This is a genomic window from Streptomyces sp. NPDC001514, assembly GCF_053597075.1.
Window position 1 is genome coordinate 96,494 of the sequence record NZ_JBSFHO010000003.1, and the last position, 25,161, is coordinate 121,654.

General features: G+C 68.1%; 22 protein-coding genes, 1 tRNA gene and 2 pseudogenes. 18 read left to right on the forward strand and 7 right to left on the reverse strand.

Annotation, left to right across the window (positions count from 1 at the left end; genetic code table 11):
- Positions 1-15: 15 nt before the first annotated feature.
- The 3 genes from ACWCXB_RS05005 to ACWCXB_RS05015 form a co-directional block, all read right to left on the reverse strand.
- A tRNA-OTHER gene (locus ACWCXB_RS05005) sits at positions 16-85 on the reverse strand.
- 659 nt (positions 86-744) lie between these two features.
- Positions 745-1,116, reverse strand: a complete 372-nt coding sequence (locus ACWCXB_RS05010) for a hypothetical protein (RefSeq protein ID WP_450719101.1) — start codon at positions 1,114-1,116, stop codon at positions 745-747.
- Positions 1,117-1,420: 304 nt separating this feature from the next.
- On the reverse strand, positions 1,421-2,029 hold the full coding sequence (locus tag ACWCXB_RS05015) for a TetR/AcrR family transcriptional regulator (RefSeq protein ID WP_450719103.1): 609 nt from the start codon (positions 2,027-2,029) through the stop codon (positions 1,421-1,423).
- A gap of 49 nt (positions 2,030-2,078) precedes the next feature.
- Here ACWCXB_RS05015 and ACWCXB_RS05020 point away from each other — a divergent pair, with 49 nt between their 5' ends.
- The 4 genes from ACWCXB_RS05020 (at position 2,079) to ACWCXB_RS05035 (ending at position 6,332) form a co-directional block, all read left to right on the forward strand.
- Entirely contained in the window at positions 2,079-2,726 is a 648-nt protein-coding gene (locus tag ACWCXB_RS05020) for a DUF2867 domain-containing protein (RefSeq protein WP_450719105.1), read from the forward strand.
- Positions 2,723-3,178, forward strand: a complete 456-nt coding sequence (locus ACWCXB_RS05025; RefSeq protein ID WP_450719107.1) for a DUF6463 family protein — start codon at positions 2,723-2,725, stop codon at positions 3,176-3,178. Before ACWCXB_RS05020 ends, ACWCXB_RS05025 begins: the two co-directional genes overlap by 4 nt.
- An 81-nt stretch (positions 3,179-3,259) precedes the next feature.
- On the forward strand, positions 3,260-3,460 hold the full coding sequence (locus tag ACWCXB_RS05030; RefSeq protein ID WP_450719109.1) for a hypothetical protein: 201 nt from the start codon (positions 3,260-3,262) through the stop codon (positions 3,458-3,460).
- Between the two features lie 283 nt (positions 3,461-3,743).
- Positions 3,744-6,332 (forward strand): Pls/PosA family non-ribosomal peptide synthetase, encoded by a 2,589-nt coding sequence (locus ACWCXB_RS05035; RefSeq protein ID WP_450719111.1) that lies wholly within the window; start codon positions 3,744-3,746, stop codon positions 6,330-6,332.
- Between the two features lie 58 nt (positions 6,333-6,390).
- Here the strand turns inward: ACWCXB_RS05035 and ACWCXB_RS05040 are convergent, their stop codons facing one another.
- Positions 6,391-6,726 carry a hypothetical protein gene (locus ACWCXB_RS05040; RefSeq protein WP_450719113.1) on the reverse strand — a complete coding sequence of 112 codons (336 nt, stop codon included), beginning with the start codon at positions 6,724-6,726 and terminating at the stop codon, positions 6,391-6,393.
- A 635-nt stretch (positions 6,727-7,361) separates the two neighbouring features.
- Here ACWCXB_RS05040 and ACWCXB_RS05045 point away from each other — a divergent pair.
- The 4 genes from ACWCXB_RS05045 (at position 7,362) to ACWCXB_RS05060 (ending at position 12,677) form a co-directional block, all read left to right on the forward strand.
- Positions 7,362-9,425: a CHAT domain-containing protein gene (locus ACWCXB_RS05045; protein WP_450719115.1), complete on the forward strand. Its 2,064-nt coding sequence runs from the start codon at positions 7,362-7,364 to the stop codon at positions 9,423-9,425.
- A gap of 11 nt (positions 9,426-9,436) precedes the next feature.
- Complete coding sequence (locus ACWCXB_RS05050; RefSeq protein ID WP_450719117.1) at positions 9,437-10,858, forward strand: alpha/beta fold hydrolase; 1,422 nt, start codon at positions 9,437-9,439, stop codon at positions 10,856-10,858.
- A gap of 239 nt (positions 10,859-11,097) precedes the next feature.
- A complete protein-coding gene (locus tag ACWCXB_RS05055; protein ID WP_450719119.1) occupies positions 11,098-12,432 on the forward strand; it encodes a S8 family peptidase in 1,335 nt (444 codons plus the stop codon).
- The gene (locus tag ACWCXB_RS05060) at positions 12,429-12,677 is read left to right on the forward strand and encodes a hypothetical protein (protein WP_450719121.1); all 249 of its coding nucleotides are present in this window, start codon (positions 12,429-12,431) and stop codon (positions 12,675-12,677) included. The genes ACWCXB_RS05055 and ACWCXB_RS05060 overlap by 4 nt, the downstream gene beginning before the upstream one ends.
- Before the next feature lie 267 nt (positions 12,678-12,944).
- Here ACWCXB_RS05060 and ACWCXB_RS05065 read toward each other — a convergent pair.
- Both ACWCXB_RS05065 and ACWCXB_RS05070 read right to left on the reverse strand, forming a co-directional pair.
- Positions 12,945-13,133 (reverse strand): annotated as a pseudogene (locus tag ACWCXB_RS05065) (hypothetical protein); the annotation flags it as partial.
- A gap of 305 nt (positions 13,134-13,438) precedes the next feature.
- Positions 13,439-13,813: pseudogene (locus ACWCXB_RS05070) on the reverse strand (alcohol dehydrogenase catalytic domain-containing protein); the annotation flags it as partial.
- 89 nt (positions 13,814-13,902) lie between these two features.
- On the opposite strand from ACWCXB_RS05070, the gene ACWCXB_RS05075 reads away from it, so the two are divergent.
- A complete protein-coding gene (locus ACWCXB_RS05075; protein ID WP_450719123.1) occupies positions 13,903-14,838 on the forward strand; it encodes a LysR family transcriptional regulator in 936 nt (311 codons plus the stop codon).
- A gap of 860 nt (positions 14,839-15,698) precedes the next feature.
- Here the strand turns inward: ACWCXB_RS05075 and ACWCXB_RS05080 are convergent.
- Positions 15,699-16,292 (reverse strand): TetR/AcrR family transcriptional regulator, encoded by a 594-nt coding sequence (locus ACWCXB_RS05080; protein WP_450719125.1) that lies wholly within the window; start codon positions 16,290-16,292, stop codon positions 15,699-15,701.
- Positions 16,293-16,549: 257 nt separating this feature from the next.
- Between ACWCXB_RS05080 and ACWCXB_RS05085 the strand changes: the two genes are divergently transcribed.
- The 9 genes from ACWCXB_RS05085 (at position 16,550) to ACWCXB_RS05125 (ending at position 25,148) form a co-directional block, all read left to right on the forward strand.
- Positions 16,550-17,371: a crotonase/enoyl-CoA hydratase family protein gene (locus ACWCXB_RS05085; RefSeq protein ID WP_450719127.1), complete on the forward strand. Its 822-nt coding sequence runs from the start codon at positions 16,550-16,552 to the stop codon at positions 17,369-17,371.
- 176 nt (positions 17,372-17,547) lie between these two features.
- Positions 17,548-17,727 (forward strand): hypothetical protein, encoded by a 180-nt coding sequence (locus ACWCXB_RS05090; RefSeq protein WP_450719129.1) that lies wholly within the window; start codon positions 17,548-17,550, stop codon positions 17,725-17,727.
- A gap of 20 nt (positions 17,728-17,747) precedes the next feature.
- Positions 17,748-18,572: an SDR family NAD(P)-dependent oxidoreductase gene (locus ACWCXB_RS05095; RefSeq protein WP_450719131.1), complete on the forward strand. Its 825-nt coding sequence runs from the start codon at positions 17,748-17,750 to the stop codon at positions 18,570-18,572.
- 5 nt (positions 18,573-18,577) lie between these two features.
- Complete coding sequence (locus tag ACWCXB_RS05100; RefSeq protein WP_450719133.1) at positions 18,578-19,726, forward strand: acyl-CoA dehydrogenase family protein; 1,149 nt, start codon at positions 18,578-18,580, stop codon at positions 19,724-19,726.
- A gap of 216 nt (positions 19,727-19,942) precedes the next feature.
- Positions 19,943-20,779: a hypothetical protein gene (locus ACWCXB_RS05105; protein WP_450719135.1), complete on the forward strand. Its 837-nt coding sequence runs from the start codon at positions 19,943-19,945 to the stop codon at positions 20,777-20,779.
- A 383-nt stretch (positions 20,780-21,162) separates the two neighbouring features.
- Positions 21,163-21,927 (forward strand): hypothetical protein, encoded by a 765-nt coding sequence (locus tag ACWCXB_RS05110; protein ID WP_450719137.1) that lies wholly within the window; start codon positions 21,163-21,165, stop codon positions 21,925-21,927.
- A gap of 184 nt (positions 21,928-22,111) precedes the next feature.
- The gene (locus ACWCXB_RS05115; RefSeq protein ID WP_450719139.1) at positions 22,112-22,714 is read left to right on the forward strand and encodes a TetR/AcrR family transcriptional regulator; all 603 of its coding nucleotides are present in this window, start codon (positions 22,112-22,114) and stop codon (positions 22,712-22,714) included.
- A gap of 117 nt (positions 22,715-22,831) precedes the next feature.
- A complete protein-coding gene (locus ACWCXB_RS05120; protein WP_450719141.1) occupies positions 22,832-23,755 on the forward strand; it encodes a TauD/TfdA dioxygenase family protein in 924 nt (307 codons plus the stop codon).
- A gap of 46 nt (positions 23,756-23,801) precedes the next feature.
- Positions 23,802-25,148, forward strand: coding sequence for an MFS transporter (locus ACWCXB_RS05125; protein ID WP_450719143.1), 1,347 nt, complete (start codon positions 23,802-23,804; stop codon positions 25,146-25,148).
- Positions 25,149-25,161 lie beyond the last annotated feature (13 nt).

Genomic DNA, 25,161 nt, shown 5'->3' on the forward strand with positions numbered 1-25,161 from the left:
ACGACACCGGCATGACGCCGGCGGCGGGATTCGAACCCGCGTCGCTCTCTTGGGAGGAGAAGTAACCGTTGCCTGCGCACCGGGCGCCCCGGTGCCTGTGCCTCCCGAGATCAAGAACGGCGTGCGGCGTGGTTTCACCCGAAGAAGGAGCCGCGTGCCTGCGCACCGGGAGGTGCACGTTCTGAAGTTGTGTGCCCAGAGGTCAAGTTCGGTGCAGGTGACAAGGTGCTCTGCCGATTGAGCTACGGCAGCCTTCCGGCCGCCGGTGGGACTCGAACCCACAACCACCCCATTAACAGTGGAAGTAACCCGCTCCTTCGCACCTGGGCGAGATCACTGTAGGCAGCCGGCCTGATCGGAGTCGCGCGATTTTTCGCGGTCATGCAGGCGGGGCCCGCCTCTCCGGGCGGGCCCCGCTCTCGCTCGCGTCCACGTGCCGCGGAGTGCAGTCGCCGCCGCGTCGTGCCGGCGCGCCGCCACCAGCCCGATCGCCTCCTGCTCCAGGCGTCGCCGCACCTGGAACACCGCCTTTGCCTCAGCGGCATGCGGGTTCGCCACCATCGCGGACTTGGCCTTGCCCGTCTCGACAGTCCCGCGTTGACCAGCCGGGCCAGGACGGCGCGGACGAGGGTCCTGCTGACCCCGTACTGCGTGGCCAGGGCGTCCTTCTTCCGACACGGCGCCTCTGCAGTACGACCCGGGCGACCCCCGTCCTCAGCCCTGGGCGTGCCGTGACGAGAGGATTCAGCGCACGAGATAGAGGGTGAAGGCTCCGCCTGTCTCAGAGATGCGGGCGATGTGGCCGTAGCCGCGGGAAGTGGCGTACGCGCCGGTGCCGCCGGTGACGGCGACGTCGAAGTCGCTGGGCGGGGTGCCGACAGGGGTGGTCTGCAGGTGCTGCCACGACACCTGCCCCCGGGGAAGGCTGAACGTGCCTGTGCAGAAACTGGTTTGCGCCCCCACTCGAGTGCACACCGCCCCCTCGGTGCCATAGCCGACACCTCTGCGGAAGAGGTTCGCGGTGAGGATGATCTGGTCACCGACCCCTCGTCCGGGTGCCCCGTTGTCGACCAGCGTGGTGCCCGTGCCCGTCGACGTCAGGCTGATGACCTCCACGCGCTTGACAGCCCTGCCCCGATCCAGGGGGTCGTAGGACGCAGAGGCGGAACCCGCGAGAGTTGCGAGCGACAACGCAGTTGCCGCCACCACTCCCCACTTCGAAATGGAAAGCATCATTCCTCGCCCGATGTCCGAATTCTATGTGCGCCTAAGAATTCTCATTGCGCGAGTAGTGTCAATTCTCAAACTCGTCAAAAGCGCCGGGTTCATCCATCCGGCGGCATCTCCACAACACTTCGACCATCGGGCCGGCCTGCCGTGGTGGGGCTCCGGCGGTTCAGAACCTCGGTCTGCTCACCCATCAGTGCACGGGTCCAGGCTCCCTGAGGTCTCGTGCAGCGCCGCGCAAGAGGTGTTCTCCGGCAAGGTGGATGGCTTCGCGTTTGGTGTACCCGGGGTGGTCCGCGACGATGAAGTGGCGGCCGATCGCGAGCGCGAACGCCAGGGTGCTGCGTGCCTCGATCTCGTCGGGGTCGGTGAGGAAGGAGCCGAACACCTTCCGCAGGAACTCCATGCGCTCGTTGTCGATACGCCGCAGGCGCGTCGCGACGGACTGGTCGTGGCGGGCCCAGACCCGGACCGCAAGATCAATCCGGTGAAGGTCTTCCGAGAAGGTCAGTTGACCGACGCGCCTGAAGCTCTCGGCGGCGTCGCCACCTTCGGCGTCGACCTGGGCGAGGACCTCTTTGGTGCAGCGGCGTTCCCACTCGTCGAGCATCTCCGCGAGCAACGCGGGACGGCCGTCGAAGTACCCGTAGAACCCGCCCTTCGTCACGCCGAGTTCGGCGGCGAGCGTCTCGACGCGGACCGCGTCGGGTCCTCCCTGGGCGAGGGCTTCGAGGCCCGCCTCGATCCAGCGGCCTCGTGGTGTGCGGGGGACGGCAGGAATCTGGCCACCTCCATTGATCACGTTCGAAGTTGTACGTTACCGTACATATGAACTGTACGGTCCCGTATAGATGAGAGGTCGAACCGTGCCACGACTCGCAGAGACCACCTACACCGAACAGCCGTGGCGCATCCACGAACTCACGAGTGACTTCTCCGTCGAGGACGTGTGGTCGTTCCGCACACCCGGAGCCGAGCCCGACGACTTCCCGACGATGCTTGCAGCGATGCGAGCTGCCGGCGGACCCGTGAAGCAGCCCTGGCCGGTGAGGTTCTTGTTCGCCGTACGGTGGAAGCTCGGCGCACTCCTCGGCTGGGACAAACCATCAGCGGGCGTCGGTGCACGGGTTGCCTCGCTCCGCGACCGCCTGCCCAGCGACCTCCGCGACGCTTCCCGCGGCCCGGACAACGACAGCATGCCCCTCAAAGCGATCTACGAGCTCGACACGGACTCCGCTCGCGAGCTGGCGAACAAGACCGTGCACACCGTGATGCATCTGGGCTGGGTCCAAGGAGCGAACGGCGACTATGAGTTGCGGATGGCCGTTCTCGTCAAACCCAACGGATGGTTCGGGCGGCTCTACATGGCCGCCATCGCACCTTTCCGATACCTCATCGTCTACCCAGCCATGACCCGGCAATGGGAACGAGCCTGGCGCGACCGCAACCATGCGGAGGCGGAGGCGGAGGCGGAGTATGGAGAAGGGAGTTCACGATGAACTCCGGAAAGCGACTGCTCCGCTGGGCGAGCGGGATCATGCTCGTGTTGGGAACAGGGCACCTGTCCCTGCTGGCCCTCGTCGCCTGGGAGGACATCTCCGGCTGGGTGGATCGGGGGATGTGGGCAGCCGTCCCGCTCGTGCTCGCGGACGGGGGCGCCGATCGGACGGTGCAGTCCCTTCAGAACGAGGTCACCTTCTGGGCCGGTCCGGGAACCTTCGCCGTGCCCCTGATTCTCCTGGGTTGCCTGATATGGCACCTCGCTGGACGCGGGGTGGCTGTGCCCGCCGGGATCGGCTGGGGCCTCGCGACGTGGTGTGTATTGGGCGGCGTCCTCCTTGTGCCGTCCCCGTTCTTCGCCGGGATCATCTCCGGGGCACTCATCATCGTGGCGGCACGGAAGGAAGATCGGTCGGAAACAGACCGAGACCGGGAGACAGGCCTGGCATGATTCGTCCCCGCCGGCGGCGGCGGTGAGGGCTGTCGTGGGCCGTTAGGCTCACCCCTCGGTGGGGGGAGAGACAGAGTCGCTGTGGCGCTCGCCTGGCTGGTGCTGCCGCTGGCGTCGGTGCTGGTGCCGCTGTTCGCCCTGGTGCGGGTGCCGCTGAAGCAGCGGATATCACCGGACCTCTCCGAGGGGGACGGCTGCAAGGAGTACGTGGAGGCGGGTGACGCCCTCACCGTGCGCTACGACCCGGAAGGCGCGGCCGCTTCTGTCACGGAGGGCGTGTGAGTCTGCCGAGTCACTCGTTCGGCGGAAGGCGTCCAGCGCCAGGACCGGGGCATGTCGACACCGGTGCTTACGGGCTCTTTTCCGGGGCCGCGCCGTGCCGGCAGGGCCGGTTCCAGTGGCACCTCGGCGGGGGGCGGCGGACAGTGGCAGTCCTGGCCGTGTGACCAGGTGTAGGGAGCGCACAAGCCCGTGGCTTCCGGGTTGCCGGCTCCGGCCGGCGCCGAGCCGGCATTGGCACCCGGCGCCCGGCCCAGGGTGGCCGACGTATCCGCAAGGAGCTCGCATGGTGGAGAAGTCTGTCGAGGTGTTGACGCCCGAGCCCGATGAACCTGCGCTCTCCAAGCGCAGCGACGTCGGCCCGGTGACGGACACCGGGACGAATCTCGCGGAGGTTCTGGCCGACGTCATGGGTGTCGAGCGGGTGTCGGTCGACGGCCATTTCTTCGACGACCTCGGGGCCAACTCGCTGCTGATGGCCCAGTTCTGCGCCCGGGTCAGGAAGCGGACAGACCTGCCGTCGGTGTCGATGAAGGACATCTACCGGTACCCGACGCTCCGGAGCCTGGCGACGGCTCTTGCGGACGCGGCCCCTTCCCCTGCCGCCCAGCCACCGGTTCCGGCCGAGCTGTCGGTCTCGGAAGTGCCGGCGGCGGTACCTACCAGCACCTTGCGGTACGTCCTCTCCGGCGCGGCACAGCTCCTGGTCTTCCTCGGCTACTCCTCGGTCGCCGGATTCGTCGCCGTGCGGGGCTATGTATGGGTCGCTGACGGTTCGGGCCTGGTCGACTTCTATCTGCGGTCCGCTCTCTTCGGCAGCGCGGGCGTGCTGGCCATGTGCACGTTCCCGATCGCGGCCAAGTGGATCCTCATCGGCCGGTGGAAACCCTGCGAGTTCCCGGTGTGGGGTCTGACCTATCTGCGCTTCTGGACCGTCAAGGTGCTGATCCACGCCAATCCGATGGTCCTTTTCACCGGTAATCCGCTGTACGTGCTGTATCTGCGGGCCCTCGGCGCACGTATCGGCAAGGGGGTCACGATCCTGTCCCACTCCGTGCCAATCTGCACCGATCTGCTCACGATCGGCGCCGGCACGGTGATCCGCAAGGAAGCGGTCCTCCAGTGCTACCGGGCGCATGCCGGACGTATCCAGACCGGTGGGATCACCATCGGCCAGGACGCCTTCATCGGCGAGAAGACCGTGCTCGACATCGACACATCGATGGGTGACGGCTCACAACTCGGCCACACCTCCGCGCTGTACAGCGGTCAGGCGGTACCGGCCGGTGAACGGTGGCACGGATCCCCGGCGCAGCGCACAGAGCTCGATTACGTACGGGTCGAGCCGAGGGCCTGCGGCACACTGCGCCGGGCCGGCTATGCCCTCACCACCGTGCTCCAGACGTTCTTCCTGTACACGCCGTTGACCATCGGCCTCGTGTACATGGTGCTGACCGAGCTTCCGGCGGTCGCAAGGGTGCTGGCTCCGGGCAGGGTGAGCCTCACCTCTGCCGGGATCTACGTCGACGCGCTGCTTGTTTCCGCCGTGTTCTTCTTCGGAGCCGTCGTCCTGGGCCTGGCCGTGCTGTACACCGTTCCCCGACTGCTGAACCTGGTGGTCCAACCGGACAAGGTCTATCCACTCTACGGACTGCACTACTCGGTGCACCGCGCGATCGCCCGCATGACCAACGTCAAGTTCTTCACCTGGCTGTTCGGGGACAGCTCCTACATCGTCCACTACTTGCGAGGCCTCGGATACGACCTGTCCGGGGTCGAGCAGACCGGATCCAATTTCGGCACCGAAGTGCAGCACGAGACGCCGTATCTGAGCTCCATCGGCAGCGGGACGATGATCGCGGACGGTCTCTCGATCATGAACGCGGACTTCTCGAGCACGTCCTTCCGTGTCTCGCGGACATCGATCGGTGCACACAACTTCCTCGGGAACAACATCGCCTATCCCTCGGGGGCCAGGACGGGCGAGAACTGCCTCCTCGCCACGAAGGTGATGGTTCCGCTGGACGGCGAGGTGCGTGAGGGTGTGGGACTGCTCGGCTCGCCCTGCTTCGAGATACCCAGGTCGGTCGAGCGCGACAACCGCTTCGACCACTTCAGGACCGGAGACGAACTGCGCCGCAATCTGGCGGCGAAGAACCGCTACAACATCCGCTCGATGGTGTTGCACCTGTTCCTGCGCTGGCTGTTCGTGTTCGTACTCACCGCGACAGGCCTCGTGACCGTCGACTTCTACGGCATTCTCGGGGCAGCGGTGATCGCCGCGTACCTGGTGATCTCACTCGCGTTCTCCGCCCTCTACTACGTCCTGGTGGAGCGTGGCATCGCGGGCTTCCGCGCGCTGCGACCGCAGCTGTGCTCCATCTACGAGCCGTACTTCTGGTGGCACGAGCGCCTCTGGAAGGTCCCCGACGAATACCTCAACATCTTCAACGGCACCCCGTTCAAGAACGTGATCTGGCGGCTCCTGGGGGTCCGGATCGGCCGCAGAGTGTTCGACGACGGCTGCTATCTGACGGAACGGACCCTGACCACCCTCGGCGACGACTGCACGCTCAACGCGGGGAGCAAGATCCAGTGCCACTCCCAGGAGGACGGCACCTTCAAGTCCGACTACAGCACCATCGGCGACCAGTGCACCCTCGGCGTCGGCGCCCACGTCCATTACGGCGTGACGATGGGCGACGGCGCGGTACTGGCCCCGGACTCCTTCCTGATGAAGGGCGAGGAGGTCCCCGCGCGCGCCCGGTGGGGCGGAAACCCCGCGGTGGAGGAGATCCCCACCACGAACCCGCCGCGACGCGCCGACGCTGAGACCGCTGAGGCGACTGGGGCGACGAACGTGGCGATCACATAGCGGCCGAACGAACGGGATTGACCCCTCCGGCAGGGACGCGGCGGGTGCCGACAAGGAGTCAGCTTTCGCGGGGTTCGGTGTGGCCGGCGGTCCGGGCGCCTGAGTCCTTGCGTTCCGCGAGCAGGAACAGGACTGCGGCGGCGGCGGGGCAGCCGAAGCCCACGGTCATACAGGCCGTAACCGTCTCGTCGGAGGCGTCGGCGATCCGGGGGATGCCGTTGAGGGGCATCAGGGCGTAGATGCACAGGAAGCCGTAGGCGCGAAGCCGCATCCCTGCCTGTCGCTTCCGCATCCACGGTGGTGTCCAGCCGGACAGCATCGCCACCGGCAGCGGCAGCATGATCGCCGTCGACACAGCGAGGGCGATCCAGTAGTGGAGCGGATTGCCGTTCATCCCGGCCCTTTCGTCGGCGACCAGACTGGAGACAGTTGACGGCGCCCGCCCATGCGGTTCCCGGCAGCATCGGGCGGGTTCACTGCGCGGCGGGGCCGCCGGAACAGGGACAGGGAGCCAAGGGTATGTCAGGAAGTCGCCCAAGCCTTGTAAGGTCCCCAGCGGAGTGCCGGAATGCGTGGTCGGCGCTGTCACCGTCGCCGTCGAGGGCTCCCGCTTCCGGATCCTCCATTGCACGAACTCGCCGTCCGGCCCGCAAGAACCCCGGACCAAACGTCGCGATGCACTTCTACTGGCGGATCTTGTCGATGCCGTCGGGCTGACGACCGCGCTCGCCCCATCTCGGTGGCCACTGCGGTCGCGCGGGACCTGTCACGATCCATGGCCTGCGACTTTCCCATGGCTGCGACGAAAATGGGGGCAGTCGGCATCTGTGAACGTTCAAAGGCGAGGCGTCGGCGTCTGTGAACGTTCAAAGGCGGGGGTGGCTTGACCGGATGCTCACGAGGAACCCTGTTGACAGGTGCACGCGTCCGTGAGTCACTAAGCATGTCTGATATGTGCTTAATTGCCCTGCTGTGACGATGCATCGTAGCGTGGGGTGAGGGGCTTTTCAGCCATCCAAGGGAGCTCTGATGAGCCACCCCGAGATCGGTATCAGCGACCTGCTCGAACGCGGACCGGCGCCTGGCAATGTGCTCTCATCACGTCGCGAGGGGCTGGAACAAGATGTGGGCCTGGAAGGGCCCGGTCTTACGGTGAGTGTGGCGTGGGGCGACCTCGTCGAGGTTCAGGCCGACTTGCATGCGACCGGGCACTACCAGGGCGTCACGCCCAGTGCCGCGGAGCGCGCCCTGGACCGGGCCATCTCGTCCAGCGGCCGGCAGGTGATCGCGGAGCACAATCGGCGCGGCTGGATCGACGCCAAGCTGGGGAAGGTGTCGTACTTCCCTTGCAAGGCCGGCCCGGTCCGCTCTGCCGCAGTCGTTGGTATGGGGCGAATGGGCAGCTTTACGGAACGGCGCGCGGCGCGGCTGTACGAGTCTCTGCTCGGCGAACTGCTCTCCCTGGACCACGTCAGCAAAGCGGCAATCGTGCTCATCGGTTCAGGTGCTGGGAATCTTCAGGTGAGACAGGCCGCACAAGCCCTCATCCGTGGATTCGATGCGGCGCTGAAAGCCGTCTCGGTGCCACCGGGCCAATCCGTGCCGATCGACGTTGTGGTCGTCGAGATCGATCGATTGCGAGCGGACAAGGTCCACCGTGCCCTACGTGAGTCGGTCGAAGGCGTTCCTCGGATCCAAGTTGCGAACGACCTGCTCCAGGCCGGCGGCGGAAAGGTCGGGCGAGCCTCCGCGGCGGTGTTCGCGGTCGTCGAGCTCGCCAGACTGGCTCGGTCAAGCGCATCACCGGCAGGAGATGACGGCCGAACAGGCGACCCGGCCGACGAAGGCGTTCTGGGGGAAGTGCTTGCGAACATCGGTGATGAGGGCGTTCGTGACAGGGTCAGGGAGAAGCTCGCCGAGATCGCTGATATCGACCCCACTGATCTCTCGGTAATTACTCATGTGAACCCGGACCCGGCGCAGGAGTCATTGCCTGTCAATATCTCGGTCCTTCGCTCGGACAAGGGGCTGCGCTGGGCTGCTCTGGCGGAGCGCGCCACGGTGCCGGAACGGGAGGTCAGAATCGATCAGGACCTGCTCCGCCAGCTGGTGGAGCGGCTCACCGAGCCGAGCATCGAGGACGCGCGTGAACTCCCTGACCTGCTCTCGCGGCTGGTGGTGCCCCTTGAGTTCCAGTGGCTGGTCTCGGATGAGGCACCCGTGGTCCTGGAGCTTGATCGGACTACGGCTATCGTCCCGTGGGAATTCCTCGCCGACATCCAACAGGACGTGGGTCGTCAACAATCCCCGCTGGCTGTGCGAACCCCCATCTCGCGAAACCTCCGAACGCAGTACTCGTCCGTCAATGTCGCCGAAGAACTGAGTGGTGGGCCGCCGCAAGCACTGATCATCGCTGACCCCGGAGATCCGGCGCAGGGTATGGATCTCGAGGGGGCACGCGACGAGGCTCGAGCGGTCAAGAATGTGTTGTGCCGCAACGGAGTGAACGTCAGAGCACTCATTGGGGCGCCGAACTTTGACAAGAGGGAGGCAGACGAAGATCCAGCGACCCGAATTGACGTGCTACGTGCCCTGCTCAGCGGTCGATACCACATCGTCCACTACTGTGGGCATGGGACATTCGACGACTCCGGGCCTTCTGGCTGGGTCTTCGCAGACGGTCTGCTGACAGCCCAGGAGCTGGCGCAACTCGCACGGCCACCGAGAATAGTGGTTGCCAACGCCTGCTACTCGGCGAAGGTGAAGCCCGCAGTGGAGGGTGTGTTCAAGGTCGCTGACGAGTTCCTGCGCGCGGGAGTGGTGCACTACGTCGGAGCGGCGTGGCGGATACCCGACGCGCAGGGCCGGGCATTCGCCCAGTCTTTTTACGAAACGCTGCTCGACAGTGCTCATACGGTGGGCGACGCCGTCCAGGCTGCTCGCCGGAGGACGTTCAATGCGCGCAGCGGCCGTCAGATGGGCACCGGGTTCGATGAAGCCAAGTCGCTCGACCATCATCGTTGGAACGCGTGGGCCGCCTACCAGCATTACGGTGACCCGACGGATCGGTTCCGGGGGACCACTGAGGACTAGGAGGTCCGAGCATGAGCAAGATTCCGATGGCCGATGTCGTCGTGCTCTTGCCTGGCATCACTGGAAGCGTGCTCACCAAGGACGGCAAGGATGTGTGGGCCCCCTCGGCCGGCGCCCTGCTCAACGCACTGGCATCTCTCGGCCGGTCAGTGCACTCGTTGGCATTGCAGAATGACGACTGGCACGCTCCCGATCTCGGCGACGGCATTATCGCTGAGCGTCTGGTATCGGACATCCACACCCTCCCGGGGCTGTGGAAGATCGACGGCTACACCGCAATCGAGAAGTTCCTGCTGGAGCAGTTCGACCTCGAGAAAGGTCAGAACTACTTCCCGTTCCCGTACGACTGGCGCCGCGACAACCGCGCAGCCGCATCTCGGCTGGCCGAGCAGAGTCGAACGTGGCTCAAGAACTGGCGACAGGGGCACGGCAACGACCAGGCGCAACTGGTTCTGGTCGGGCACTCCATGGGAGGCCTGGTCGCCCGTTACTTCGTCGAAGTACTCGGCGGCTGGGAGAACACCCGGGCTGTCGTGACCTTTGGCACGCCCTTCTACGGGTCGCTCAATGCAGTCGATTTCCTCGTCAACGGCTTTCGCAAGCGGCTCGGTCCGTTCGTGCAGGATCTCACCACCTTGCTGCGCTCGTTCACCTCCGTGCACCAACTGGTCCCCGACTACCGATGCATCTACGGCCCTGACGGCCAGGCCGTAACCCCTGCCAATGCCGGTCTACCAGGATGGAAGACCGGCTGGGACGACCATGCAAGGAGCTTCCGCGCCGAGATGGACGATGCTGCCACTGAAAATCGTGCCTCCAGCATGTGGAAGACCAATCCGGTCTCCTACATCCCGATCGTGGGAATCGACCAGCCCACCCGGCAGTCGGCCCGCCTGAAAGAGCGGAAGCTGGAGGTCCTCATGGACCGGGAAGGATATGACGAAGCAGGCGACGGCACGGTACCCAGGATCTCCGCCTACCTCGACGGTACGCAGAATGCCCGTACCTTCACGCCGCAGTTGCACGCAAGTCTGCAGAACCAGGACTCGATGCTTGACCACCTCAAGGGTGTGCTGCAAACCCTGGATGAGCCGTCGGCAACGGATTTGCGTGCCGCAGTGACCACGTTTTTCAGCTACAGCGGTGACGACTTCTATTTGCCGGACGAGCCCGTCTCCATGGAACTTGGCGCCATCAGCAGGCTCAGCGAGAGCCAGCTCCCGCAGATCGATGCGAAGATCACGGTAATGGACCGGGGAACGCAGGCCAACGTGATCAACCGTTCGGTGCAGCTGGCGCGACATCGGCAGAGGCTCGACTTGGGACCTCTCGGGGCCGGAACGTACGAGATTCGCATCACCGGTGACAGGAACACCGCGCCGCTGTCCGACGTATTCCTCGTAGCCGGTTCAGACAGCGCCAGTGGCTACTGAGCGTGCGTGAACCCCACCGACACCGCCTGGCGCAGCGACGCCGTGTTGCGGGCCTCTGTCCCCAGTGCGACGGTGTTCGAGGGGCCAATGCCGACGGCCTGGCGAGGGACAGCCTTGCAGGCGACGGCACTACGCGTCGATACACGACTGAACCGCGCCCCACCCACTTGACGCCTGACACTCCGTGAATCGGCGCGCGTCCACGAACCGGGGAAAGCGCACAGAAGGCGGGAAATTCAATGGCGAACGGACCCATGGACAGGCGCGCCTTCGGCGAGCAGCCCGATCGGCCCAATGGCCCCGTCACCGGCCTGGGTGCGGAGTACACCGGCCGGTACGTGGTCCTGCTCGACCCGAGAGACCAGGAGAGCGGACTGAACGCACTGCGTTCCTCCGCCGACATCGCGTCCGTCGAACGTGTCCGAGGAACCGAGACCGCGAACGTGGCCGAACTCCTTGAGCGCCCCGACGTCTCGGTGCTCTTCGAGGAACTCGGCGCCGCCGTCGTCGAGGTGCGGCCCGAGCAGCGCCACGCGCTGGTGACCACTGCCGAGGCGGAATCCTCGATCATCGCGGCGGAGCCGGAGCGCATGGTCTACGCCTTGCCGATCACCGCCCCGCAGCAGGCGCCGACCGAGTTCTTCCCGGCCTACCGCAGCGACGAGGAAGTAGTCGCCCGCCACACCAGGGCCGAAATCGCCGCAGCCCAGGGCCCGGCCTGGGACGAGCAGAACTGGACCTGGGGCCTGCAGGCGATCCGGGCCAACCTGTCCAGCCTGACCGGACGCGATGTGAAGATCGCCGTCCTCGACACCGGCGTGGACACCGACCACCCGGACCTGGTCGGGCGCATCGAGGCGACGACCTCCTTCGTGCCCGGCGAGGTCGTCGAGGACGGCAATGGCCACGGCACGCACTGCATCGGCACCGCCGCCGGTTCGGCCAACCCCCAGCAGGGACCCCGCTACGGCGTGGCCTGCGACGCCCGGATCCTCGCGGCGAAGGTGCTCAGCAACGCGGGCAGCGGCCCCGACGGCCAGATCCTGGCAGGCATGGCCTGGGCCGTCGCCCGCGGCGCGCGGGTGATCTCCATGTCGCTCGGTGCTCGGGTCCGACCGGGTGAGCTCTTCCCGCAGACCTACGAGAAGCTGGCCCAACGCGCGCTCGAGCGCGGGACGGTGATCGTCGCTGCCGCGGGCAACGACAGCGGTCGGCCCCCGCGCATCGAGCCCGTCAGCCGGCCCGCCAACTGCCCCTCCATCGTCGCGGTGAGCGCGCTCGACAAGGCACTCACGCCGTCGTTCTTCTCCAACGGCGGCATCAACGGCCAGGGCGGCGAGATCAACATCGCCGCGCCCGGCAGGGACGTGCGCTCGGCCGCCCCTGGCGGCGGGTACCAGAGCTTGAGCGGCACCAGCATGGCCACGCCACACGTCGCGGGTGTCCTCGCACTGCTCGCCCAGGGGAACCCCAACGCTTCCGCGGCCGACCTCAAGGCCAGTCTGCTGTCCGGTGCGTTCCCGCTGACGCAGCCCGTCGGGGACATCGGCTCGGGTCTGCTCCAGGCGCCGTGAGCGAGTCTTCCCATTCCGCGCCGGTCGGGGTCATCCTCGCGGTCGATCCCGACCGGTTCGCGGAAGTGGTCGAGGCCTTGCGGCGGGCCGGGCTGACGGTCACGGGCGAGCAACCGCTCCTCGGCACGCTCTCCGGCACCGTCGCGGAGGACCGGATACCAGCCCTGGAGGCGGTCGACGGCGTCGAATCCGTCGACCGGGAGCGCACCATCCAACTCCCCCCGCGCGACTCCCCGATCCAGTGAGCCCGACAAACGCCGCAGACCTGAGTCCGGGGCCTCCCTCCAAGCCGGCGCCGTCTTCGTGCCACCGCACCGGCCGGCGCCGCAGGTCTGTCCCCGTCGGTACCCGTGAGCCGGTCCCTCGCTGGGCGCGCGCGAGCATGCCGCCCCACCCGGCGTCGTGAAGGTACCGCCGTTCATACAGTGACCGGCTTCCGGTCGCTCCTCCGGCCACACGGTCCGCAGCACAGGGAACGAGGAGATCTCACCAAGCGCCGTCACCCGGTGCGTACGACCAACCGCCTGCTCATCGGAGGCCTCTGCGACACGTACGGTGTCGTTCTCCCACACCTCTGGGGTAGCCAGCGGCAGTAGCATCCGGTACCCGGCACGGACCTCCTCCATCCACGCGCCCTCATTGCCCCCGCGGCTACGGATGTGCTTCTGGTGCCTGTACAAACCGGCGGCGCCGGTGTACACCTCGGCGGGATTGGCAGGGAGACGTCCTCATCTGGGCCGTCGATGATGCGGTTGTTGCCGTAGAAGCTGCGCAGGATGTTGTCGGCCGCGCCGTTGTCCGCTTCAGCGATCGGTTGAGCTTCGTTGCCGTCCACCCGGAGCCGTACCGGCATGTGGCCTCGACAGCCGGGGCGGGGCAGCCACTTGGCTGGATCCTGGTCAGCTTTGGACCGGTTGGAGCTGCCGGTGACGGCGATCAGCGACCGATCGTCCCTGAGGTCGTTGGCGTACGCCTCACGTCGCTCCGGGGCCCACTGGGAGGCCCCCAGCAGCCGGAGGGCGGTGATCCCGGCCAGGGGCAGGGCTGCCGCCCGTACGCTGTCGATGCTGTCCGGGAGCACCGCGAGAGAGTCAGTGGGCACGGCGGCGTACTCGGCCCAGCCGCCCTGCGCCGGATGCCCGACCACGCGGGTGCCGATGCCGGGGCCCGAGCCGTCCGCGGCGGCCTGCACGACGAACCCCGCGATGTCCTTGCCGGGCAGCAGCCCCGGCCGGGGGTGTTCGAGGAGGAACGTCTCGCCCCGGTTCGGCGCGAACGCCTCGACCTTGATCATTGCCTCATCGGGCTCCGGGACGGGCTGGGGAACCTCGGCGAACTCGACCGGACGCGCGGCTTCCCCCGTGGGAATCAGTCTTTGCATGCTGAGGATGCAACCTCCGCAGCCACCCCGCGATCCAACAACGAACCGGCACGACCGACAACCTTCGGTTGTCACCTATGGTGGGAGGCATGGATCTCGACGTCGCGCAGGTACGCGCCTTCGTTCGCGCAGCCGAGGAACTGCACTTCGGGCGGGCGGCCGGGACGCTCGCCATCTCCCAGCAGGCGCTGTCCAAGCGGATCGCGCGGCTGGAATCCCTGCTCGGCATCGCACTGTTCCAGCGCGGCGGCACCGGGGTACGCCTCACCGAGGCCGGACAGCGTTTTCTCCAACCAGCCCGGCACACCGTGGCCGCCGCCGACGCCGCGGTCGTGGCGGCGGTCGGGAAGGACCGTCCGCTGCGCGTGGACGTTTGGGGGCACCTCTACGCGCCGATGCGGACGCTGGCCCAGGTCGCCGGACGGGCTGGGGAGTTGGTGTTGGGGCACGGGCGCGACCTGCCGTCGGTGACGGATGCACTGATGCACGGCGACATCGACGCGGCCTTCGGCCGGGTCCACCCCCCGCTGCGCGCAGGGTTGGCACACCGCCTCGTCCGCCTCGAACCGGTGGACGCCGTACTGAGTGCGGACCACCCGCTCGCAGCCGAGCCGGCACTGCGGCCGGACCAGCTGCGCGGCAGCGTGCTGTGGTCACCCGGTGCGCTGGACCGGCTCGACTTCCTGCACCAGTTCGCCGACCGATTCGACATCCAGAACAGGGCCGCGGGCGTCAACCTGGGGCTCGTCCACTTCCTCGCCGAGGTGGCGGAAGACCCGAACCGCTTTTCGCTGCTGCCCGCCGACGTGCCCCTGCCGGAGGTCCCCGGGCTGCGCTCCGTCCCGCTGGTCAATCCCACACCGCTGTACGCCTGGTCGCTGCTGTGGCGCACCGGAAACGGGCACCCCGGGCTGAACAGCCTCAGCGCCGTCTGCGCCGCGGAAGCAGGGCAAAGCCGATGGCTGGAGTACAACCCGGCTCGTGACTGGCTGCCCGAACCGCCAACACGCAGTGCGGGACCGTAACCAGATTCTTGACCCGGGGACTCGATCGTCAGCAGCAGCCGCATCCGCGCCCCGCGGCGAACATGTCGCCGTATGGCTTCCCATCCGCGAAGCGGTCGTGCTCCACTACGGAGCATGCTGGCGGGCTGGCGTCCGTCACGGCGAACCCGCACTGCGCAAGGCTGAGTTGGCCTGCGGTACAGCACCAGTCCGCCCTCCAGCGCGGCAAGAGCCGCGGCACCCACGGCGGTCCACGGCATGCCAGGGGCGGTGGACGGCCGTGGGTGCGGGCCTGGCCCCACCCGCCTCCCGCTCGACCTCCGTCCCCGCGGGGAGGACGTCCATGTTGCTGGTGCACACTGCCGGGGCGGCCGCGCTCAGCGGCTGGCGCGGTACCTGCGCGAGGGCGCCCTGCATTCCGCTACAGCTGGGTGGACCGCGAGCACTACTACGAGATCACCGGCCCCGATCAGCCGTCCCCCGGCAGACACACCCTGCGCTACCGCTTCACCGACGGCGGCGGCAAGGGTGGCGTGGGCGAGCTGTTCGTCGAGACAAGCCGGCCGGCTCAGCGCGGCTCGACCACACGGTCCTGTTCATCTGCCACGCCACCGACTGGCGCTGGAGCGGCTGCGGCGACCCGTCGGGCTCGGCCGGCGCGGTGGTGGCGCCCCGGCGGTGCGGGACTCAACCTCGTGCGGCATGTCGATGGTTCATCAACGGCCTGAGCCCTGATGGTGGTGGGGTGGGGGAGTGGCGCCGCTCACCGCCATTGCCGAGGGCCCGAAGGTCGGCTTTGCCCTCTGAGGCCAATAATTTGCCCGTACGTGACACACTCGCGCGCACTGTTTACTGCGTCCTGGTGGCCGGGCGCACCGGGCTCACGGCTGAGCTTTGCCCAGGAAGCGCAGCGCCCACAGGCGGAGCAGCTCGTCGTCGAAGGCCGGGTCCTCGCGGAGCACGCTGGTGAGTGCGAGGCCCCGGTGGAGTACGAGGAGCGATTCGCAGAGCAGGGCGAAGTCCTCGCGAGCCGTGACGTCCGGTCCGAGGATGTCGGAGATAACGGCGCGTTGGGCCGCACCCACCTCCCGTTCCGCGGGCAGCAGGGCCGCCTTGAGGTCGGGGTCGGTACGGGCGGCCAGCCACAGCTCGAGCCCGGCGAGGAAGTGCGGGCCGGACATGGCGGCGCGGAGCAGGGCGAGCCCCTTCTCGGGGCTCTGTGTGCCGCCGCTCGTCTCGGTGCGGATGTGTGCGAGGCGGAGTTCGGCGACGTGGTGGGTGGCGGCGGCCAGCAGGTCGGCCTTGGAGGCGAAGTGGTGCAGCAGGGCGCCTCGCGAGACTCCGGCCCGCTCCTGTACCCGCTGGGTGGTGGTGTGGGCGAAGCCGTACTCGACCAGGCAGTCGATGGTGGCGTCGAGGAGACGTTGCCGGGTCTCCTCCCGGCGTTCCTGCTGGGTGCGTCGAGTGGGAGGCATGGGGCGAGCGTACGGTACGGAAGATCGGCGAACATACCGTCTGGACGGACTGTATGTTCAGGGTTTAGCGTGCCTCCTGTGCCTGCCGTAGACCGTCCGCCGAGGCGCCGCACGCTTCGCGGGACGTACTGGCGTTCGTTTCGAAGACTGAAGCCTCACTTGCGTGGAGGTCGAAGAGGCCCTCGACCGGTCGGCGCATGTGCCGGTGGGCAAGTTCCTGTGCCGGGCCCTACGTGACCCCTGTGGGAGGGACAACGATGAGTAAGACCCCTGTCCGGATCGAGACGCCTGTCCGGGTCGAGCGCGACGGCCCCGTGTGGACGGTCATCCTCAGTCGGCCCGAGGTCCGCAACGCCGTCGACGGCCCGACTGCAGCCCAGCTTGCGGATGTCTTTCGGGAGTTCGACTCCGATCCGGACGCGGCCGTTGCCGTGCTGTGGGGCGAGGGCGGCACCTTCTGTGCCGGCGCCGACCTCAAGGCCGTCGGCACCGAGCGCGGCAACAAGGTGGTGGACGAGGGCGACGGGCCGATGGGCCCCACCCGGATGCGGCTGAGCAAGCCCGTGATCGCGGCGATCGCCGGACACGCGGTGGCCGGCGGACTCGAGCTGGCCCTCTGGTGCGATCTGCGAGTCGCCGAGGAAGACGCCGTCTTCGGGGTCTTCTGCCGTCGCTGGGGCGTGCCCCTGATCGATGGCGGCACGGTACGGCTGCCACGCCTGATCGGCGAGAGCCGCGCCATGGACCTGATCCTCACGGGCCGGCCCGTCCCGGCCGCCGAGGCGTACGACATCGGGCTCGCCAACCGGCTCGTCCCGGTCGGCGACGCCCGCAACGCGGCCGAGCGACTCGCGCGCGAGATCGCCGCCTTCCCGCAGCTGTGCCTGCGCCACGACCGGCTCTCCGTACGCGAGCAGCACGGTCTGAGCGAGGCGGACGCCCTGGCCGTCGAGTACCGGCACGGCATGGTCCCGCTGACCGCAGGTGAGACCCAGGCCGGCGCCGACCGGTTCGCGGGAGGCGCAGGCCGCCACGGATCTTTCGCGGACGTAACCGATGTAACCGACGTAACCGACTGAGCCGACGCAGTGGCCTGAGCCGACTCGACCGACGGCACCAACCGAGCCGGAGGACCGCTCGGCGGCCGGTTCACCGGCTCGCGCTCGCCGTCCCACCCTTCCTGCCCTTCCTGACTTCACCGAGCCGCCCCCGGCCGACCAACTGGGCCCCGCAGGAGAACATCCGCTCCTTCGGCGTGCGCTTCGCGGCCATCACTCCGGTCGGTGCCCGGCCCACCTGCTCCGGCCGGGTCACCCGCATCGACGAGGCGGACGGCGAGATCCGCGCCCACCTCGACCTGACGGTCTCGCTCGCGGACGGCACCGTCACCCTCCTCGGCAACGCCGAGATCGCACCCCCACCCCCACCCCCCTGACACCTGAGGAAAGATCCACCATGGGCAACCTGGACGGCAAAGTCGCACTTGTCTCCGGCTCCGGCCGGGGCATCGGCCGGCAGATCGCACTGAAGCTCGCCCGCGAGGGCGCCGCCGTGGTCGTCAACGACCTCGACGAGGCACCCGCGAAGGAGACGGTCGACGAGATCACCGCCGCCGGCGGGCGGGCGACCGCAGCCATCGGCAGCGTCACCGACCCGGACTTCGCGGAGGACTTCGTCGCCGCCGCGGCCAACACCTTCGGCGGGCTGCACATCATCGTCAACAACGCCGGCTACACCTGGGACAACGTCGTCCAGAAGACGACCGACGAGCAGTGGCACGCCATGCTGGACGTCCACCTCTCCGCCCCGTTCCGGATCCTGCGCGCGGCCCAGCCGGTGATCAGCGCCGCGGTCAAGCAGGAGCGCGCCGAGGGGATCTCCGTCTGCCGCAAGGTCGTCAACGTCTCCTCCATCGCGGGTCTGGTCGGCAATCCCGGGCAGGCCGGTTACGCCGCTGCCAAGGCCGGGATCATCGGTCTGACCAAGACCATGGCCAAGGAGTGGGGCCGCTACAACGTCACCGCCAACACCGTGGCCTTCGGGCTGATCGCCACCCGGCTCACCGAGTCCACCGCCGCCGACACCACGATCGACGTGGCCGGCCGGCAGATCAAGGTGGGCGTCAACCCCGGCCTGCTCCAGGCCGCGCAACAACAAATCCCTCTCGGCAGGACCGGCACACCCGAGGAGGCCGCCGGCGCCGTGTACCTGCTGTGCACGCCGGAGTCGGACTACATCAGCGGACAGACCCTGGTCTGCGCCGGCGGATTCCAGGGGTGACGACGATGACCGACAGCTACCGTTCCCCCTGGCTCGACCAGGACGTCGAGTCCCTGACCGAACTGGCAGCACGCTTCTTCGCCAAGGAAGTCGTCCCGCACCTCGACCGCTTCGACGAACAGCAGCACGTGGACCGCGACGTGTGGACCAAGGCCGGTGGGCTGGGGCTCCTGTGCTGCTCCATCCCCGAGGAGTACGGCGGCGGAGGCGGCACCCTGGCCCATGACATCGTCGTCCTCAGCGAACAGGTCCGTGCCACGGACACCGGCCTCGGACTCATCGTCCACAGCGGCATGGTGGCCCACTACCTGCTCGCCTACGGCACCGCGGAGCAGAAGCGGCGCTGGCTTCCCGGTATGGCCTCGGGCGAACTCGTCGGGGCAATAGCGATGACCGAGCCGGGCGCCGGCTCGGACCTCAAGGAGATGTCCACCCGCGCGGTCCGCGACGGCGACCACTACGTCCTCAACGGCTCCAAGACGTTCATCAGCAACGGCGGCACCGCCGATCTGATCATCGTCGCTGCCAAGACCGATCCGGCCGCCGGCGCGCAGGGAGTCTCCCTGCTCGTCCTTGAGACCGCCGACGCCCCGGGCTTCCAGCGCGGTCGCGTGCTCAAGAAGCTCGGCATGCACGCGCAGGACACCAGCGAGCTGTTCTTCGACGACGTCCGCATCCCGGCCGACCGGCTGCTCGGCAAGGAGGGCGCGGGCTTCGCGATGCTGATGCAGCAACTTCCGCAGGAGCGGCTGCTGCTCGGCGTGGTGGCCGTCGCCGCGATGGAGCGGGCCCTCGTGGAGGCCGTGACGTACACCAAGGAGCGGCGCGCCTTCGGCGGCCCCCTCTTCGACCTGCAGCACGTACGGTTCGAACTGGCCGAGTGCGCCACCCTCGTGCACGCCGCCCGGGTCTTCGTCGACAGTGCCATCGAACGCCATCTGAAGGGCGAGCTGGACACCGCCACCGCCTCCATGGCCAAGTGGTGGCTCACGGACACCCAGCTGACGGTGATCGACCGCTGCCTGCAACTCTTCGGCGGGAACGGCTACATGCGCGAGTTCCCCATCGCCCGGCTCTACGCCGACGCCCGCGGCCAGAAGATATACGGCGGCGCCAACGAAATCATGAAGGAACTCATCGCGCGGTCCCTCTGATCCCGAGGTAGCGCCCGAGGGACCGCGGACAGCCCGAGTGCCGCCCGGGCTGTCAGGAACGGTCGTGTCTCAGCGGTGGTGTTCAATGCCGGTTTGGTCCCCGCCGCTCTCGCCGCGGCTGCCGAGGTCTTCGACGGCTGGGAGACCCTTCTTGCCATCTCGCGCTCACGGGTCTCGCAAAAGGGATTTTCCACACCAGAGGGCTAAGATCGGCAGGTGAGCCGAACTGAGGAGCACGCGGAGGGCGCCGGGCCGTTCACAACCCGGCTGACCTGGCGCCTACTGGATGGGGGCACTGCGGTCTGGGAGTCACGCCTCGCGCGCAAGCGTGGCCTGCTCACCGTGCGGGCCGAGGGCGAGCTGGAGCCCCGTTCCCGAAGAGCAGACAGCGTGTCGGTTGGCCGTCTGCGCAGACTGAATGCCATTGCCGCGGGTGCGTTCACAGTCGGCGGTGCCCTTTTCGCTCTCGGGGCCGGGACCGCTCAGTTCGGCTCGGGCGACGCGACGAGCGCCTGGATCTATTTCGTCGGCGGCCTGTTCTTCAACACCGGCGGCTACGCCTCACTGCTCCAGGCGATCAACGCTCCGCGCCGGGACAGTGGAGCTGGTGCGCTGGCCGCACGGAGCTGGAGATGGTGGAGCTACGAGCCCACTCGGATCGACTGGCTCAGTACCTTCCTGCTGTTCGTGGGAACGCTCGTGTTCGGTATCAACCTGCTGAATTCTTTGCTGCAGGGGCTCTCGGTCCAGCAGGTGAACAGGCTGATCTGGGCCCCCGACATGGTCGGGTGCATCCTGTTCCTGATCTCGGGGCACCTCGCACTGGTCGAGGTCTGCCATGGCCGGCCAGGCATCCGTCCCCGAGACCTGGGCTGGTGGATCGTCGCGATCAACCAGCTCGGATCCGTTCTCTTCCTGGGTTCGGCACTGGCTGCCTTCACGCGTCCCACGACCGGAAGCGTTGTGAACGTCGACATCGCCAACTGGGGAACGCTCACGGGAGCACTGTGCTTCTCCGTCGGAGGCGTGTTCCAGTTCTTCGAGCGCCCCTGACCCGTCACATTCCCGCATTCGATCAGTCTCGGGCCGACGGCAGCCCCGGGCTGGTGACCGGGGGTCGCGTCGCGGGCGGACAGCGGCGACCCGAGCGACCTAGCGTTCCCGCCCTGTGTCGGCCGGATACGGACACGCGCATCCGGCAGGAAGTGTCCTCGCGCGGCTTCGAGGTACGTTCGGTGACAAAGCGGGCGGTGCCGCCCGGCCCCCTGAGGAGACTGGGGTGATGGAATGCCGAACGAGGCCTTGACCCGCTGGCCTGACGGCGCTACCAGGTGGGCGGTCGCGGCTTTCGTCGATCCCGCCACAGGACCCGGCACGGGGCGTGTCGACCCGGCGGGCCGGCGCGCCGCCTCTGTAGTGACGGCACTCTGTGGGGTGTGGCCGGAGCAGCCGCAGGCAAGCACCCGCGCCCCGAACCCACGCAGCAGCCGAACATGACCGGACATCACCCCGCCGATGCCTACGGTCCGAGCAATCCGCACGAGCCGGAGCCGCAGCAGGCAGCGTTCGGTGAGGCCCGCTGGCCGATGGCCGGAGCCGTCATCGCTGCCATGGTGCTGACCCTGCTGCTGCCCGACGACCTGCGCCTGGGGCCCCGCTGGCTGCTCCCCCTTGTCGAAGGACTGCTCCTGGTGGCGCTGATCGCGGGCGACCCGGGTCGGATCAACCGCCGCTCGGCCGTCCTGCGCGCAGTATCGATTGCCCTGGTCGGCGTGCTGGCAGTCAGCGCCATCTGGTCGACCGTCCGGCTGGTCGACGACCTCGTCACCGGCGGGCCCGAGACCAACTCCGCCGTCGGCCTGCTGCAGGCCGGCGGCAGCGTCTGGGCCTCCATCGTCCTCGCCTTCTCCCTGCTGTACTTCGAACTCGACGGCGGCGGAGCAGCGGCCCGAGCCCATCACATGCCCGCCACCCCCGCGCTCGCCTTTCCCCAACACCTCAGCCCCGAACTGAACGCCACGCACTGGCGCCCCCACTACATCGACTACCTCTACCTCGGATTCACCAACTCCACTGCCTTCAGCCCCACCGACGTCATGCCGCTGGCCCCGTGGGCCAAGATCGTCATGGCAGTCCAGTCCCTCGTCTCCCTGATCATCCTCGGACTCGTGATCGCCCGAGCCGTGAACGTCCTCGCCTGAGAACCAGCCCCCGCGGACCACCGGCGGTCCCTCGTATGCAGGAGACCTGCATGATCGCCGAACGCGAGCTTTCACGGCGCCAGGCACCGGTTGACTGTGCTGCGCCACGTGGAGAACGTGAGCGGCAGTGGCGCCGCGCGAACCCACGGTCCGACGTAGTCCGGCGAGATCGTAGGCTCTGCGCATGGTGGGTACACAGTCGCGTGGGGCGGAGCGGGGGCCGGGGCGGCCGCGGGAGGAGCGGGTCACCGGGGCGGTCCTGAACGCGGTCGTCGAGCTGGTCACCGAGCAGGGCATGCAGGCGGTCACGATGGACGCCGTTGCCGCCCGGGCGGGGGTGAGCAAGCCCGCCATCTATCGGCGCTGGCCCACCAAGCAGGACCTGATCATCGCCGCTGCCGAGACCCGCATCGGCCCCCTGTCGGTGCCTGATCTGGGCGACTTCCGCGCCGAGCTCCGTGTCGTGCTCATGGCACGTCTGGAGGCGTACCGCCTGCCGGGATCGGACCGTCTGATCGCGGGCATGATCGGTGCGGCGGCCGAGGCGGGCGCTCCCCGCAGCCAGTACGCGCAGTACACCGAGCGGATCACCAGCGAGACCAGGAACATCCTCGAGCGCGGCATCGCCCGCGGTGATGTGCGCCCCGACACCGACGTACGGGCCGCGGCCACCCTGGTGGCCGCCCCGCTGCTCTTCCGGCTGATCGTCGAGCAGGAGATGCCCGAAGCCGCGCTGGTGGACACGCTGGTGGACCTCGTCAGCAGCGCGGTCTGCCCAACTGCCTGAGCGGTCTTCCGCCCGGATTTCCGGCTCCATTTTTGATGCCGCCAAACCCTTGCCTCCCCACACCCTAATAACAATACTTCCGGTAACGATTTTCCGGCTCCCCGTTACGGAGGACCCATGGACAGTGTCGTCACCGCCCCCGCCCCCGCGCTCGACAAGCCGTTGATGCACTACGGAAAGCGCACGCTCGAGCGCATCGCGCCCGGCGGGACCCAGCCCGACTATCACCTCCTGGACGTCTGCCCGCTCACTCCGCACATCGGCGCCGAGATCGACGGTGTCGACCTCTCGCTCCCGATCGACGAGGACCTCGCGGACGAGATCAGGCAGGCCCTGCTGGAGTGGAAGGTGCTCTTCTTCCGCGACCAGCATGACTTCGACGCCCAGTCCCAGCTCGCGTTCGCGGGCCTGTGGGGCGCCCCGGAGCCCAATCCCTTCTTCCCCAAGGGCGACACGGTCGGCGTCTCCCGCCTGGCCAAGGACGCCATGGCCGTCGGCAACGAGAACATCTGGCACAGCGACCACTCGTTCATGGCTGCGCCGGCACTCGGCTCGGTCCTGCGTGCTGTTGAGGTCCCATCCGCGGGCGGCGACACCATGTGGGCGGACATGGCGGCCGCGTACGACAACCTCTCCGAGGTCATGAAGACCCGGATCGAGGGGCTCACCGCAGTGCACGACTGGGTGCCCAGCTGGGGGGCGGCGATGACGGACGAGCAGATCGCCGCGCACCGCGAGAACCTGCCGGCCGTCGAGCACCCGGTGGTCGTCCGCCACCCGCGCACCGGCCGCAAGCTGCTCTACGTCAACGAGCCCTTCACCACCCGGATCGTCGGGCTGTCGGACACCGAAAGCCGTGACCTGCTCGGCGAGCTCGTCCTCCAGGCCCGCATCCCCGAGTACCAGGTGCGTTTCCGCTGGCAGCCGGGCTCCGTCGCGATCTGGGACAACATCGCCACCCAGCACTACGCGATCAACGACTACTTCCCGCAGCGCCGTGTCATGGAGCGCATCTCGATCGTCGGCGTCCCGCTCTCCTGAACCAGCACCGGACCTCCCCTCCCCTTCCAGTCTCCGCGGAGCCCTTGTGACCGACACCGATGTCGCACCCGCTGTGCCCGCCGGCCTCCCGACGCCGACGAACAGATCGAGACGCCGTGCGTGGATCGTCACCGCGCTGCTCGTCGTCTTCATGATGATCAACTTCGCCGACAAGTCCGTGCTCGGTCTGGCGGCCGACCCGATCCGCAAGGATCTCGGCCTGTCCGCGTCGGCCTTCGGGCTCGCCAGCAGCGCCTTCTTCCTGCTGTTCTCGCTTTCCGGGGCTGCGGTGGGGTTGCTCGCCGACCGCATACGGCCGAAGTGGCTGCTGCTGGTGATGGCCGTGCTGTGGTCCGTCGCCCAGGCTCCTCTGGCCGTGGGCGGAGGGCTTGCGGTGCTGATCGCCTCGCGTGTTCTCCTCGGCGCTGCCGAGGGGCCCGCGTTCCCCGTCGCCCAGCAGGCCACCCTGTCCTGGTTCCCCAACCACCGGCGCAACCTGCCCGGGGCGCTGATCGTGCTGGGGGTCACCCTGGGAGTCCTGGTCGCCGCTCCCGTACTGACGTGGGTGATCCACCATCACGGCTGGCGCTCGGCCGTCGCCGTGGTGGCGGTCGCCGGTGTGGTGTGGGCGCTGTTGTGGATCCCTCTCGGAGGAGAGGGACCGTACGCGGCCACGTCGGACAACGGCTCCCCGGCCTCGGCCGGCTCCGGCGACGGGACGGGTGAGGGGGCCGGAACCGGGACGGGCCAGGCCCAGCGCAGGATGTCGTATCGCCGGATCCTCGCGACCCGGACCTGGATCGGTGCCACGATCGCCTACTTCGGCACCTACTGGGTGATCGCCTTCGCCCTGGTCTGGCTCCCCTCCTACCTCCAGGACGGGCTGGGCTACTCCTCGGCCGGGGCCACCCGGCTGCTGATGCTGGTCTGGGGTCTGAGCGGCGTCGTGGTGCTCGGTCAGGCGGGCCTGACCGGATGGCTGCTGCGCCGCGGGACCGCGAGCCGGTGGGCCCGCGGCAGGGTCGGCGGCATCCTTCTGATCATCGGCGCCGCGGCGTGCCTGGCCCTGCCGTCGGCCCCGGCCGGTGCCGTGACCGTCCTGCTCATAGTCGCCGGAGTCGCGCTCTCCGGAGCGATGGGCACCGTCGCCGTGACCACCGTCGCGGAGGTGGCCCCGGCCGATCGCCGCGGCGGCGCTCTGGGAATCATGAACGCCGTGGTGACCACCGCCGGTCTGATCGCACCGACGCTGATCGGGCACCTCGTGGACACACACGGGGCAGGGGGCTACCGGTACGCCGTCCTGATCACCGGTGCCCTGCTCCTGCTGGGCGGGACCGCCGCCGTCACGCTGATCGACCCGGAACGCGACGCGCGCCGGCTGTCCGCTTGACGAAGCACCGTTT